This is a genomic window from Shewanella khirikhana, from assembly GCF_003957745.1.
GTDB lineage: Bacteria > Pseudomonadota > Gammaproteobacteria > Enterobacterales > Shewanellaceae > Shewanella > Shewanella khirikhana.
The window spans coordinates 1,037,685-1,052,449 of the sequence record NZ_CP020373.1 but is presented as its reverse complement, the minus strand read 5'-3'; the positions used below and the strand labels follow the sequence as shown (position 1 = coordinate 1,052,449).

Sequence of the window (14,765 nt, the reverse complement as noted above, 5' to 3'; positions counted from 1 at the left end):
AATGTTCCGCAAAACCGCACTATTGGCAGCTTTCTGTCTGTTGCCACTGAGTCAGGCCTCGGCTGAGTCCTGGTTTGAGGTGGAAGTTTTTCTGTTTGAACGAAATCAGCCCAGCGCCGAAGTGTGGCCTGAAACGCCTAAACAACCGAATCTTGCCAAAGGTCGGGATTTGATTACCCCAGCATTGATAAGTGCGCCGGACAGCAGCATGACGCCTTGCAGCGCCGATGAGCGCGCAGTCGACCAACTGCGCTGCGACGCACTGGATTTGCAAATCGGCGCCTACGTGCCTGAGTATCCAAAGCCATTCCCCGTCACAGTTGCCGCCGCCAATCCGGCCAGCGCCACGCCGGGCGCATCTGCGGTATTACTTGGCAAAAACCAGCTGCAATTTACCGATGCGGTGCGTCAGCTCAGCCGTGAAGCCGGGGTAAAGCCGCTGCTGCACATGAGCTGGCAACAGGCAATGCAGCCGCGCCATGCCTCAGTGCCGGTACGTCTGTTTGCCGGTGAAGATTTTTCAGACCGCTTTGTGGCCGCCGGCACCCGGGTGCAGCCATCCCAGCCCTATCCTGAAGCGCTTGAAAGCACGCCCCTTGGTGAAGCCAGTGCCACTGCAGCCAGTGCAGCCAGTGCAGCAGCTAGCGCCGAACAACCCCAAGACAGCAACCTTGCGGCGCTGCTTGGCGGCGAACAGGCGCCTGTTGCGCTTCGCCGTGAACGGCCCGATCCGGTATGGCAGCTCGATGGTCTGCTGAACATCTATCTGAGTCACTATCTGTATATCGAAACCGATTTGATGCTCAGAAGCCCCGGCAGCCGTAAAGTGGAAGTGTTGGAAGAGACTGCGGCGCTGCAAGACTCAGCTGCTGGTGATCTTGCCAGCGGCGATATCGCGGCGTTGCCTGGCAGTACATCAGCGCTACCAGCCACCAATGAACGGACGATTGAGGCGATGAGTACCGAAGTCGTGATGGAAGAGCAGCCGTTTCTCTACTCCATTCCACTGACGCAAAACCGCCGGGTTCGCAGCGGTCAAATCCACTACTTCGATCACCCCAAGCTTGGGTTGGTTATTCAGATTCGTAAAATGGCCCAGCCCGCTGGCGCTGTGGATGCTGAAGAACCTGCCACAGAGCCCGAAGGCGATGACACGCCCGAAAATGACGTGATTAATCAGCAAGGCACAGCTCCACAAAGCGCAGACGAGCAAGGCACTCGGCCAACACCTCAGGACTGAGTAATGGAAAAGTCGAGGTAGATTTCGTCTGCCTCGTCTTCATTCACCTCAACGGCGGTCACACTGGCCGCCGGCGATCCCTCCCAGCACCAATCAATCAGCTTTTCCACCATGGGGATACTCCCCTGCACCAACAGCTGCACCGAGCCATCATCCATGTTGGTGACATAACCTGTGACCCCAAGCTCACGGGCCTTTTCCAGCGCGAAGCGGCGATAACACACGCCCTGCACCTTGCCTTTCACCCGCACCAATACTCGTCTCATAGTGAGCCTCCGCTCAAGCTGATGATTTATTGAGCATACGTCATCCTACGGTGTCAGGGAAACCGCATACATTGGCTGGAGAGGTAAATTTCGGGCAAAAAAAACAGCTAACAAAACTGCTGTTAGCTGCATCGGGCGACATACGCAATCGGTAGGTCCCTTGGGACCAATACGGCATTCTGGATACGTTTTGTTACAAACGTGTTCCGGAAAGGCCGCAACTGTACACGCTGAACCAAATAATTCAATCGCGTGGCCGCTGGTCAGGCCAAATATTTTAATTTTTGTGAACGCGATCTCAATTTATTTACCCTTTTATCGAGATTGCGTACTGTATTTTGCGTGATTTATATGGTACGGCTGTTCTAATTAAAAAACCCGGCGCAGTGGCCGGGTTTCGAGTTTCAGTTGGGCGGTAGCTGCCCCTGCAAAAATGCGCGTATGACCGGCAGGTAGGTGCCAAGTGACGGAAACTTATGTGACTGCTCCTCATCCCACAGCACCGGATAGAAAGGCGCCAGGATGGATTCGGTCCGGTTGTTATCCTGCACCTCGTCGAAGCGGGATAAGATACACAAACTCTTTCCGCTGTTCTTTTGCCGGAATTGACTGACACACTTGGCGGCAATATCGGCGTACTCTTCAGGCCGGTCTATGCGCCCCGCCATATTTTCTTCCGGATGCAGATTGGGGTTAATCAGCACACTGCGAATACCGCTCAAAAAACCGATACGCTCGGCCCAAAATCCCCCCAAACCGACGCCAACGGCGATAACCTCATCTTTGTTGGCGCCGTCCAGTTCACGGGCAACATCGTGCAGCATTTGCTGCATATCGTAACGCGGATGCGCGGTTGAATAGCTCACCAGCCGTACGTCGGGATCGACAAATTTGAGCTGGCGCATCTTCTCGTGATTGCCGGGGCTGGTTGAATCAAAACCATGGAAATAAAGGATCATAAGGTCATCCCTACACTCATTGATGACACAACCCTAACAGGGGATGCGGCCGGAAAAGTTGCGCCGCATCAAGAAAATCACAAACTTCGTGATCCAATCCCACTTTCGACTCAGGGCCGATAACCTATGGTAAGCGCGAGTTCCCTCGCCTTTTCCCAGCGGGTGGAATTCTCAAGTGCCCTGATGGTTTTGGCACTGTCGGGCCTTAGGCTGGCGGCGCTGTTGGCAGTTGCCGGCACCGGCAGTTCGGCGCCAAGGACCTCCAGCACGCCCTCGCGGTTATTACACACCAAAATCATGTCGCAGCCGGCGTCGAGGGCCGCTTTGGCTCTGGCGGCATAACCGCCGGCAAAGGCTGCGCCTTCCATGCCCAGATCGTCCGAGAAAATGCGGCCATCAAAGCCAAGCTCACCCCGCAGCTTTTGCTGCAGCCAAAAGCGCGAGAACCCGGCCGGATTGGGATCCAGCTGGTTATACACCACGTGGGCAGGCATCACGCCATCGAGCAGCTTGTCACCAATCAGGCTGACAAAGGGCTTCATATCGAAATTGAGGATTTCCTCAGCACTGCGACTATCCACCGGCATCGCGATGTGGGAATCGGCCTGAACACTGCCATGACCCGGGAAATGCTTACCAACAGCCCGCATACCGGCATCGTTCATGCCGCGGATAAAGGCGCCAGCAAGCTCGGCCACTTCATCGGGATTACCCGAAAAGGCCCTTTTGCCAATCACTTCGCTGATGCCATTCACATCCAGCACCGGGGCGAAGCTTAAGTCAATGTCGCAGCCAAGAAGCTCAATCGCCATCAGGAAACCCAGCTCTGTTGCCCAGCGTTTGGCAAGTGTAAGGTCGTTGCCTGCCGCAGGCAGGATATCGCCCATGGCCGGAATTTGGGTGAAGCCCTCACGAAAACGCTGCACCCTGCCCCCTTCGTGGTCGACGGCAATCAGCAGATCCGGCCGGACCCGACGAATGTCGGCCACCAGGGAGACGAGCTGCTCACGGCTGGTAAAATTACGGCTGAACAGGATAAGGCCACCGGTTTGCGGTGCCTGCAGCAGCGCCTCTTCGGCGGCGTCCAGCCGCGTGCCTTCAAGATCCAGCATCAGAAAGCCCATAAATTCTCCCTACAAAAATTCATCTCAAGTTTGGTGGATGGAACGGGGCACACGCCGGGCAATGCCGGTACCAAGCCAGATAGCGGCTCCGTGCCCCTTATTCCATTTGATGCCGTTTCAACCTTAGCCAGACTAATCCGAACAAGGTGACATAAGAATTACTAATGAAACTATCGAAAAAGTTTGTGGGATACTTGAACGTTGCGACTTAAGGCATTGATCCCTTTTCTTCGACACTGGTCGACATCCGGGATCAGAGATTACCGTAAAGCGCACCGGTGGGCGAGCAAGCACCGGACTTACGACTAAAATAACAACGAAACGCAAACAGGGCCCGAGCTTATGATCAGTGTATTTGACATCTTTAAAATTGGAATAGGTCCTTCCAGTTCCCATACCGTTGGCCCCATGAAGGCCGGCAAAGAATTTATTGCCCGTGTCGACAACATGGGGCTGCTTGAGCGCGTGGACGAGCTGCGTGCCGAGCTGTTTGGTTCGCTGGGGCAAACCGGCAAAGGCCACGGTACCGGTAAGGCGGTGATCCTGGGGCTGATGGGTGAAGATCCTGAAACCGTGGATACCGACGCCATCGACGGCATTCTTGCCGATGTCAGCAACCAGGAAGTACTGAAACTGGCCTGTGGCAAAGCGGTGAAATTTACCCGCGAAGACGGCATCATCTACCACAGACGCAAGTCCCTGCCTGCCCACGCCAACGCCATGACCCTCTACGCGTTCAGTGAAGGTGAGTGCCTGTATCAGCGCACCTACTATTCTGTTGGCGGCGGCTTTGTGCTCGATGAAGATGAAATCGACCAAAAGAATCCGTCTCCGGCCACGCCAATCAAGGCGGCGCCCTATGATTTCAACAGCGCCCAGCAGCTGCTGGAAATGTGCACCACCAATGGTTTGTCCATTTCATCGCTGATGATGCAAAACGAGCTTATCCTCGCCAGCGAGGACGAAGTCAAAGAGAAGCTGTGGCACATCTGGCAGACCATGAAGACCTGCATCGAGAAGGGCTACAAAAAAGAAGGCATGTTGCCCGGCGGCCTTAAACTGCGTCGCCGCGCACCTGCCCTGTATCGTCGCCTGAAAGCCGAAGGCCGTAACAACGTCGACCCGCTGACCGCCATGGACTGGGTTGATCTGTTCGCTCTGTCGGTAAATGAGCAAAATGCGGCCGGCGATCGCGTGGTGACCGCCCCCACCAACGGTGCGGCGGGCATTATCCCTGCAGTGCTGTGCTACTTTGATACCTTTGTACAGCAAGTGGATGTAGACATTTGCGCCCGCTATCTGCTCACTGCCGCCGCCATCGGTATTCTGTACAAGAAGAATGCCTCCATTTCCGGCGCAGAAGTGGGTTGTCAGGGGGAAGTGGGTGTTGCCTGCTCCATGGCAGCAGCGGCTCTGACCGAAATCATGGGCGGCACTGTTGAGCACGTTGAAAACGCGGCTGAAATCGGCATGGAACACAACCTCGGCCTGACCTGTGATCCGGTTGGCGGCCTGGTGCAGGTGCCCTGTATCGAGCGTAATGCCATGGGCGCGGTGAAGGCGATTAACGCCTCACGTCTCGCACTGCGTGGCGATGGTAACCACAAGGTATCACTTGATAAGGTTATCAAAACCATGATGGACACAGGCCGCGATATGCGCAGTAAGTACAAAGAAACCGCCAAAGGTGGCCTGGCTGTTAACATCGTTGAGTGTTAATGCCTCCAATCTGCTGATTGCAAACATAAAAAATCCCGCCGAGGCGGGATTTTTTATTATCTGTGCTTTTTGTATTCTGCGAGCTAACCACTGCAGGTTTGCTGCAATTACCCTATAAGTCGACTCAGCGAACCGGCAGTTCCCGGTCGGCAAACATCTCTTCAATCAGCACAGGGTCACGCAGCGCCACCGCCTTTTCAACCACGTCACGGGTCAGGTGCGGTGCGAACAGCTCAATAAAGTCATACATGTAGCTTCGAAGGAAGCTGCCCTTTCTGAAACCGATTTTGGTGGTCGAGTGGGCAAACAGATGGCTGGCGTCAATGGCCACCAGATCGCGGTCAATGTTCGGATCGATTGCCATGGATGCGATAACCCCCACCCCAAGACCAAGGCGCACATAGGTTTTCAGCACATCGGCACTGGTGGCGGAAAACACCAGACGTGGCTCGAGGCCTGCGCGATTGAAGGCGCGCTCAATTTCCGATGCCCGGTCAAAACCAAACACATAAGTTACAAGCGGGAAACGGGCCAACTCTTCAATGCTCACCTGGCTGCGACTGGCAAGTGGATGGTCGCGGGTCACCACGATGGAGCGGTTCCAGTGGTAGCAGGGCAACATAATCAGATCGGAATATAGATGCATCGCCTCGGTGGCAATGGCAAAGTCGGCATCACCGCGGGCGGCCAGCTCGCTTATCTGGGTTGGCGTACCCTGGTGCATGTGCAGATTCACCTTGGGATAACGCTTGATAAAGCCCTTGATAATGTGCGGCAGCGCATACCTTGCCTGGGTGTCGGTGGTGGCAATGTTCAGCTCACCCTGATCCGGCTTGGTGTATTCCTCGGCCACTTTTTTAATGCTTTCCACCTTGCCAAGAATATCGTTGGCGATGGCAATCACCTGTTCACCGGCGGGGGTTACGTGGGTCAAATGCTTACCGCTGCGACCGAAGATTTGGATCCCCAGTTCGTCTTCCAGCATGCGCACCTGTTTACTGATCCCCGGCTGAGAGGTATAGAGGTTTTCAGCCGTGGCAGAGACGTTCAGATTGTGATTCACCACTTCGGCAATATATCTGAGTTGTTGCAGTTTCATCTCTTTTCCTTCGCCAATTCCCGGGGCCGGGAGGCCAATGTTGACCCTGACATCTATAATGATGGGTTATAGTACAATGAATTAATTAAATCAAACAGGAATAACAAAGCCCTTCCTTGGAATTTGGGCGACACTTACAGCAAGCTGAGCTAAGATAACTATGCTAGTTTATTGATTTATTGTAGCATTGGCTGACTTGTAACAAGAACGGACGACCTATGTTATTAATGATCCTGCTCGCCTGTGGGGCCTTATTGCTGCTCATTATTGGTGTGAATGTCGTTCAGCAGCAAAAAGAGCGCGAAGAAGCCGAAAGGCGCACCGAAGTCGCACGGCAACGGGCAATTATCGATGAGACCGAAGGAGTACTGTCCAATACGGGTATGTTTCCCTGCTCATCGCATCTGGTGATGGTGTTGTATCGCCGCATCCAGGAAGCCCTGGCAGTTGCCGTGGACATGAGCGTCGGTCAGCCCAAAAACGACTATCAACGCCGACTGCTGGATGTTCAGGCACAGATTGAAGGCCAAAAGGACGTGACCAACGTGCCGCCGGTCGAAAGCTTTCGCCTGCCCGATAACGACAAGCAAATCCTGGCGATAGTGCAAACCCTGAAAAAGCTCAAAGCCATTTTGCGTGCCGAACACAACAAGGGCAAAGTTGACCCTACCGTGTTTGCTCAGGAAGAAAACCGTATCGACAGCCTGCAACTGAGGATCAATGTGGAATCGATGATTTCCCGTGCCCGTGCAGCCTGTTATATGAAGCAGTACGGCTCTGCCAAGCAGATGGTGACCAAGGCGCTGTCTACCCTGCACGCCATCAAGGCGCAAACCCCCAACGACCCTTTCATTGGCCGCAAGGTAGATGAAGCCAAGCAGCTGCTTGACGAAATCATGGGCGCGCAGAAGCAGTCGGAGCCCAATGCCCCCAAGCAAAAGAAAGAGGGCGACGATTTGGACATGTTGTTCCAGCCCAAGAAAAAGTGGTAAGCCTGCCGTTTATGAAAGCCCCGCCTCTGCGGGGCTTTTTTATGTGAGCCGTTTCGTGTGAACCCTTTTCTGTGAACTTTGCTTTGTGAATCACGTGGGCGCAATTTATGTTGCTGACGTCAAATGCAAACAAGGTGGCATCTGCCTGAGCTTGGGCCTGCTCATCACCGCGCTTTGTCTTTAAGCGTTAGCGTTGGAGGCTGTAGTGGCACCGTGACGGTGGCTGTGCAGCCTCCTCCAATCCCCGGGCAATAAAAAACGGCGCTCAAAGCGCCGTTTTAATGCTATCAGTGTCAGTTAAGCCTGTTATTTACCTTTGGACTCAACCCACTTACCGCCGCTGAAATGGGCACTCCAGCCGGTGGCTTTACCGTTAACCTCGGTGGCAACGTATTGCTCCTTGGTCTTACGGCTGAACTTCACCAGTGCCTTGTTACCATCGGCATCAGCAACCGGCGCATCGGCAAGATACTGATACTTGGGCCACAACTGCTCGCGGTACTTTCTCAGCTCTTCCACCAGCGGCGCACGGGTTTCGCGCGAGCGTGGGAAAGTACTGGCGGCAAGGAAGATACCGGCGGCGCCGTCACGCAGCACAAAGTACGCATCTGACTTACTGCATTTAAGCTCAGGCAGATGAATGGGGTCTTCCTTCGGCGGCGCTGCCTCACCATTTTTAAGCAGCTTACGGGTGTTCTTGCACTCGCTGTTGGTACAGCCGAAGTACTTGCCGAAGCGGCCGTTTTTCAGCTCCATATCATTGCCACAGCGGTCACACTCGATAATGGGGCCTTCGTAGCCCTTGAGCTTGAACTGGCCCTTCTCGACTTCATAGCCGTCACACTCTGGATTATTACCACACACATGCAGCTTGCGGGTTTCATCCAGGAGGTAGGAGTCCATTGCGGTGCCGCACTTGTTGCAGCGATGCATGGCTCTGAGCGCATCGGTCTCGGCATCTTCACTGTTGTCAGCGATGGCTTCTTCGCCGGGCGTCAGGTTAAGGGTGGTCTTGCAGCGCTCTTTGGGTGGCAGCGCGTAACCGGAACAACCGAGGAACACCCCGGTGGTGCCGGTACGAATACCCATCTGACGACCGCAGGTAGGACAAGGAATATCGGTCAGCACCATCTGATTGGGGCGCATGCCGCCAGAATCTGGCTCGGCCTCAGCCTGCTCCAGCTTGGCGGTAAAGCCGCTGTAGAAGCCGTCGAGCACCTTCTTCCAGTTTTTGTCGCCCTTGGCCACATCGTCGAGGGTCTGTTCCATGCCCGCGGTAAAGTCGTAGTTCATCAGCTCGCTGAAGCTTTCAACCAAACGCTCAGTGACGATTTCGCCCATTTTCTCGGCGTAGAAGCGGCGGTTTTCAACTTTAACGTAACCGCGATCCTGAATGGTGGAAATAATGGCGGCATAGGTAGAAGGACGGCCGATGCCGCGCTTCTCCAGCTCTTTCACCAAAGATGCCTCGCTGTAACGCGCGGGCGGCTTGGTAAAGTGCTGCTTGGGATCGAGCGATTCGAGTTTCAGCACATCGCCTACGTTCACGTCAGGCAAGGTGCTGTCTTCTTCGTTTTTCTTCTTCAGAGCAGGCTGAACACGGGTCCAACCGTCAAACTTCAGAATACGGCCTGTGGCCTTAAGCTCGTAATCGCCTGCCTTAACGGTTAAACGGGTAGCATCGTACTGCGCCGGTGTCATCTGACAGGCCACAAACTGGCGCCAAATCAGCTCGTACAGACGCTGAGCATCACGCTCCATGTCGGTCAGGCTGACCGCCTCGACCTGCACATTGGATGGACGTATGGCTTCGTGCGCTTCCTGAGCGCCCTCTTTGCTGCCATAACGCACCGGAGCCGCTGGCAGGTACTTGGCACCATATTCCGACTCGATATGCGCTCTGACGTTGTCCAGCGCCTCTTGGCTGAGGTTGGTGGAGTCGGTACGCATGTAGGTGATGTGGCCCGCTTCGTAGAGGCGCTGTGCCAGCATCATGGTTTTCTTCACCCCGAAGCCAAGACGGGTGCTTGCCGCCTGCTGCAGCGTTGAGGTGATAAATGGTGCAGATGGCTTGCTGGAAGTCGCTTTGTCTTCGCGATCAAGTACGGTGAAACTGGCTTTTTCGAGCTCAGCGACAGCAGCCATTGCCTGCGCCTGATTGATAGGCTCGAAGGCGGCATCACGGTAGCGACTGACTTCCATCAGCAACTTGTCAGCGTTTGGCGTTTTCAGATCGGCATGAATGTCCCAGAACTCTTCCGGCACAAAGGCTTTGATCTCAGCTTCGCGCTCAACCACCAGACGCACAGCAACCGACTGCACCCGCCCGGCCGACAGACCGCGGGCGACCTTTTTCCACAGCAATGGCGACACCATAAAGCCCACGACCCGGTCGAGGAAACGACGGGCCTGCTGAGCATTCACCATGTTGGTGTTCAAATCGGTGGGGTGGCTGAAGGCATCCTGGATAGCGGTTTTGGTGATTTCGTTAAACACCACCCGCTTGTAGCGTTCTTTGTCGCCACCAATGATTTCCTGCAGGTGCCAGGCAATCGCTTCCCCTTCCCTATCCAAATCCGTTGCGAGGTAGATTTGGTCGGCGCTGCTGGCCAGGGTCTGAAGCTCTTTAACCACCTTCTCTTTACCAGGCAACACCTGATAGTTGGCGCGCCAGCCGTGCTCGGGATCAACCCCCATGCGAGCGACCAACGCCTGCTTATCCTTTTGCTTCTTATATTGTGCCTTTTCTTCGGCACTCATTTTGCGAACTTCAGTGGCAGATTTGCTGCTGGTTTTGCCTTCGGCCGCGGAGGACGTGGGCAGATCACGGATGTGGCCCACGCTCGATTTCACAATAAATTCTTTACCAAGATACTTGTTGATGGTCTTGGCTTTCGCCGGCGATTCGACAATAACGAGCGATTTACCCATAGCTTAATTTGCGCCAAACAGTCTCGAGAAGGTAGAAATTGGCACCATATATAGAGGGTTGAATCCCCAGTTTCAAGGAATTCCCTCAGATATGTGGCCCAGCGAGTCACTTTTTAGTCAATATTGAAAAAAATGTTTAAAAATAACTTTGCGTAATTAAAAACTAATATTTCATTATCCGCCAGCAAGCAAGCAATAGTTATGCAAATCCGGCGAAAGTCACGACTTTACGCCCCGGAGCCTGGCTTGTGAAGCTGATTTGCCCCGGTATACTGAGGCCTCGATCACATAAATTCTGAACAATAATTAAGAACCGAGACCCCAGTAAGGACAAGCAATGAAGCATTTCGAAGCAAACTTTGATGGTCTGGTTGGCCCTACACATAACTATGCCGGACTGTCATTCGGCAACGTGGCCTCCCAGAGCAATGCCGCTCAGGTATCCAATCCTCGTGATGCCGCCAAGCAGGGGCTGAAGAAAGCCAAGGCGCTCGCCGATATGGGTCTGGTTCAGGGCATGTTGGCGCCGCAGGAGCGCCCGGATCTGCATACCTTGCGCCGCATCGGTTTCAGCGGCTCAGATGCAGATGTGTTGAATCAGGCCGCCAAACAGTCACCAGTGCTGCTGCAGGCCTGTGCCAGCGCTTCCAGCATGTGGACGGCTAACGCCGCTACCGTTTCCCCCAGCGCCGACAGCGCCGACGGCAAGTTGCACTTCACACCGGCCAATCTGGTGGACAAGCTGCACCGCAGCATTGAACCTGTTACCACCGGCAATATCCTGAAAGCAATTTTTGCTGATACCAAACATTTTGCCCACCATGAGCACCTGCCTGAGCACCCCACTTTCGGTGATGAAGGCGCGGCCAACCACACCCGTCTGTGCCATAACTATGGCGACGCCGGTGTAGAAGTATTCGTTTACGGTCGCAGCGTCGCCGATGCCGCGCGCCCTGCCCCCAGGAAATACCCCGCCAGGCAAACTCTGGAAGCCTCACAGGCGGTGGCAAGACTGCATCAGCTGCGAGACAGCCACACTGTATACTTGCAACAGAATCCTGATGTGATTGACCAGGGCGTGTTCCATAACGATGTAATCGCTGTTGGGAACCAAAACGTGCTCTTCTACCATGAGCAGGCGTTTTTGGAAACTCAGGCCAAGCTTACTGAAATCGAACGTAAAATGAATGGCAACATGCACTTCATTGAAGTGCCGACGGCCAAAGTCAGTGTTCTGGATGCCGTTAAAAGCTACCTGTTCAACACCCAAATTATCACCCTGAGTGATGGCAACATGGCCATTATTGCGCCGACGGACTGCCAGGAGAATCCAGCCGTTTATGCTTACCTGAATGAACTGGTTACCCTGAATACCCCCATCAAGGCAGTGCATTACTTTGATGTGAAGCAGAGCATGCAAAATGGCGGTGGCCCCGCTTGCCTGCGCCTGCGGGTAGCCATGAATGATGCCGAGCTTAAGGCTGTGAACCCAAATGTGATGATGAACGATGCGTTATTTGCCCGCCTGAACCAATGGGTAGACAAGCACTACCGTGACCGCCTGAGCGCCGCCGATCTGGCTGACCCTCAGCTCATCATTGAATCACGTACCGCACTGGATGAACTCACACAAATCATGCAGCTCGGCAGCGTGTATCAGTTCCAGCGCTAAAACTTATTGAAAGGCGGATACATTCCAAGAATGGTGCTTAGTACTTAACTTACTTAGTGGAAATGCATCCAACACCCGAAAAGAAAAAGGCCACTCAACTGAGCGGCCTTCTTACTACTTAATGTACTTTTACATCCATACTAAGTACTTGCGTAACAAGTCCACCAGGTGAAGTGACTGTTACCGAAAAAACACCTTCTTCTGCTTGCTCGCTCCCCTTAATCGCCACTGTAAACTCTCGGGCGCCATTATAGTTGGAGCTAGGCCAAGTCAGACTTGCTGTACTAGCAATAGACCCAACAGAGGTTTTGAAGTCTACTTTGGTACCTGCCGGCATCTGTTGGTTATGAAGATCTGAAATATCAAATGTCACTTTCGCAATAGACTTACCAAGAATATCTATCTGGCCATCGTTGTTGGTGCCTTTGACGTTTGATTTGTAAATAGCCTTACTATCTGCATCAAAGCCATCGAAATCTTTTTCGATCCCAACTTTTGCCGCTGGAGTGGAGAATGCCTCACTACCAGACATAACAATGACTAAACTTGAACGAACATTGAGGGACTGGGATTCACTAATCCCATCGGCGCAACCAGCATGAGCAGGAATAGAACACAAGACGCCGTTGTATTTCTTGTCAGCCAAATCGAAAATACCATCACTGTTGAAATCGATCAGTCGGTCATTAGCACCACTGTCCGGATCGCCACCAGCCTGTTGAGGATTAAAAATACCGTCTTCGTTATAGTCGACAAAGGCTTCATCCAAATCATATGGACGTCCACCGGCATCTTTACCTGTCAGAAATGCGGTCATTTCAGCTTCATCAAAGCGACCATTACCATTGTTATCGGGGAAAGACTCTTCACCCACAGCGGTAGCGGTAATTGTCGCGCGGCCACCGTAGCTTTGTCCGTAGTAGTTCCCACCATTTTTTAATTGTGACTGAGGCCCCTCTGCTTCCAAGGTTTTTCCGTCAGGTCGGGCATTCTGGCTTCTCCACGTTACAAAGCAAGCTCCGTTTGAGGTCGTGCAAGATGAATCAATCGCGCCACCTTCAGTCGTGAAGTAAACTGCAGTACCGTCAGGAACTGGGTTGTTGAATGCATCTGCCAATCGGGCTACTACTTTTACTTCAGTTCCATCGACACTCCACCCCTCTGTGTTAAACACGTCAGCAGAAAGCGAGAAGCTGTCTTGATCCGGTTTACCGGTCGAAATAACCAGCACATTTGACTGACTCGAAATCAGTGGTGAAGAACCGACGATTGAGGCTGTAACCCTTACAGAGGTTGCAACGGTGCCTGAAGTCACTACAGTTTGGGCTACACCCTGGCTGTTTGTAGTTGCTGTCGTAGGATTCAAGCTTAATTCACCGACCGAGGTGTTCAAAGAAAATGAGACTTGCTTGTTTGCTACAGGGTTACCATTGGTATCGAGCACTTTAAACTTAACGGTGGAAGACTCATCGCCTCCAGTACCTTTAATGCTGATGTTTTCAGGCACCGCACTAACGAAAACAATGCTGCCTGCATCAGCAGCAATAACATTCAGAGTTCCTGTCGCTGACAGGTTTTTACCACCTACGTTCGCAGTTACGCTGATATTGTCATCACCTACACAGCCCTTCGCGAGATAAGTGCTGGTTGCAACACCACCGATTGCAGTAACAGGCGTACTGAGTTCAGCTTCAGGATTGGATTTGGATGCACAGGTCGATGTGAAGTGAACTTCAACAGGTTCAGTAAAGGCAATGCCCTGTTCGTCCTGAAGTTTAACCGATACGGTAGCAGTGCCACCGGCAGAAATACTGGTTGCACTGACACTGGCCTGCCCAGACACAAAGCTACCTTCAGAGCTCCCCATAAGCACGTTGGTTGCACCTATGACAAACACCTTCTGACCTTTTTCCCCGGAAGTTAGGGAGGCTGTTGCTTCGGCGGCACCAGGCTGGCTACCAGCGTACACGTCCACACTGGCCTTACCATTTGCGTCAGTAACGGCCGTTTTGATTGGTAAGTCACCGAGGGTAGAGCTGAAAGTCACGATTACCGCTTTGGAGATACCGGTCACAGTAGCAACCAGTTTTCCAGGCTTAGTTGACGAGATGGTATCAATTGCAGTGCCATTGGAATCGGTAAGAACTAAGCTCACCTGCGCTTCTCCGCCGGTTGAACTGCCGCCATCACCTTTCATCACAAAGCCAACTGGCTCACTTGCCTCGCCTGAGTCAACACTCGCCTTTACCGTGCCAGCACCATTAATGTCAGCCGTACTCAGCATGATAGAGGCATTGCCATTCGCATCTGTCAGCGCTGTTGCGGTCGATGGCGTAAAGGTTCCCATTTTGTCATCGTTAAGAGAAAAGGTAACCAATTTGCCTGACTTAGCACCGGAAACAGACCCTTTTACATTAGCTGTCACGGTTGCTGGTGTGTCTACGCCAATAGTGCTATCTGACGAGCTAAAAGCGATTGATGCTGTAACCGTAATTGTGTCGGTTGGAGGCGTAGTACCACCATCGCCGCCCGTGTCTGTGATCGAGCCGCCCCCTCCACAGGCAACCAATAAAAAAGAGAGGAAGGTGGCTAACCATAACTTTAACGCTGACTTCATTGTCAGACTCCCTGTTACTCTAGTTAAAATACTTAAGCTATCCGCTTATTACTTATAGGCTAACAATACACAATTTTCATGTAACTTTTCTATTACCCTGTTCTTTTATTTCGTGGTTTTACCAGAAAACTTTAGCTGATTGCCCG

The 14,765-nt window shown here is 53.0% G+C and carries 10 protein-coding genes; 4 read left to right on the top strand and 6 right to left on the bottom strand.

Annotation, left to right across the window (positions count from 1 at the left end):
- The first annotated feature begins 1 nt into the window (after nt 1).
- A complete protein-coding gene (locus STH12_RS04455) occupies nt 2–1,240 on the top strand; it encodes a peptidoglycan binding protein CsiV (protein ID WP_126166447.1) in 1,239 nt (412 codons plus the stop codon).
- On the opposite strand, the gene STH12_RS04450 is transcribed toward STH12_RS04455, so the two are convergent.
- From STH12_RS04450 to nagZ, 3 genes are all read right to left on the bottom strand, one after another.
- A complete protein-coding gene (locus STH12_RS04450) occupies nt 1,231–1,506 on the bottom strand; it encodes an acylphosphatase (RefSeq protein ID WP_126166446.1) in 276 nt (91 codons plus the stop codon). The two genes, STH12_RS04455 and STH12_RS04450, sit on opposite strands and share 10 nt — an antisense overlap.
- A 404-nt stretch (nt 1,507–1,910) precedes the next feature.
- Complete coding sequence (gene ycfP / locus STH12_RS04445; protein ID WP_126166445.1) at nt 1,911–2,465, bottom strand: alpha/beta hydrolase YcfP; 555 nt, start codon at nt 2,463–2,465, stop codon at nt 1,911–1,913.
- Between the two features lie 110 nt (nt 2,466–2,575).
- Nucleotides 2,576–3,589 carry a beta-N-acetylhexosaminidase gene (nagZ, locus tag STH12_RS04440; protein ID WP_126166444.1) on the bottom strand — a complete coding sequence of 338 codons (1,014 nt, stop codon included), beginning with the start codon at nt 3,587–3,589 and terminating at the stop codon, nt 2,576–2,578.
- 342 nt (nt 3,590–3,931) lie between these two features.
- On the opposite strand from nagZ, the gene STH12_RS04435 reads away from it, so the two are divergent.
- Entirely contained in the window at nt 3,932–5,308 is a 1,377-nt protein-coding gene (locus STH12_RS04435; protein ID WP_126166443.1) for an L-serine ammonia-lyase, read from the top strand.
- A gap of 124 nt (nt 5,309–5,432) precedes the next feature.
- On the opposite strand, the gene cysB is transcribed toward STH12_RS04435, so the two are convergent.
- Complete coding sequence (gene cysB / locus STH12_RS04430) at nt 5,433–6,407, bottom strand: HTH-type transcriptional regulator CysB (RefSeq protein ID WP_126166442.1); 975 nt, start codon at nt 6,405–6,407, stop codon at nt 5,433–5,435.
- Between the two features lie 218 nt (nt 6,408–6,625).
- Between cysB and STH12_RS04425 the strand changes: the two genes are divergently transcribed.
- A complete protein-coding gene (locus tag STH12_RS04425) occupies nt 6,626–7,399 on the top strand; it encodes a hypothetical protein (protein ID WP_126166441.1) in 774 nt (257 codons plus the stop codon).
- Nucleotides 7,400–7,705: 306 nt separating this feature from the next.
- On the opposite strand, the gene topA is transcribed toward STH12_RS04425, so the two are convergent.
- Complete coding sequence (gene topA, locus STH12_RS04420; RefSeq protein ID WP_126166440.1) at nt 7,706–10,330, bottom strand: type I DNA topoisomerase; 2,625 nt, start codon at nt 10,328–10,330, stop codon at nt 7,706–7,708.
- 337 nt (nt 10,331–10,667) lie between these two features.
- Between topA and astB the strand changes: the two genes are divergently transcribed.
- On the top strand, nt 10,668–12,002 hold the full coding sequence (gene astB, locus STH12_RS04415) for an N-succinylarginine dihydrolase (protein WP_126166439.1): 1,335 nt from the start codon (nt 10,668–10,670) through the stop codon (nt 12,000–12,002).
- A gap of 118 nt (nt 12,003–12,120) precedes the next feature.
- On the opposite strand, the gene STH12_RS04410 is transcribed toward astB, so the two are convergent.
- Nucleotides 12,121–14,619 carry an Ig-like domain-containing protein gene (locus STH12_RS04410; RefSeq protein ID WP_126166438.1) on the bottom strand — a complete coding sequence of 833 codons (2,499 nt, stop codon included), beginning with the start codon at nt 14,617–14,619 and terminating at the stop codon, nt 12,121–12,123.
- Nucleotides 14,620–14,765: the final 146 nt, after the last annotated feature.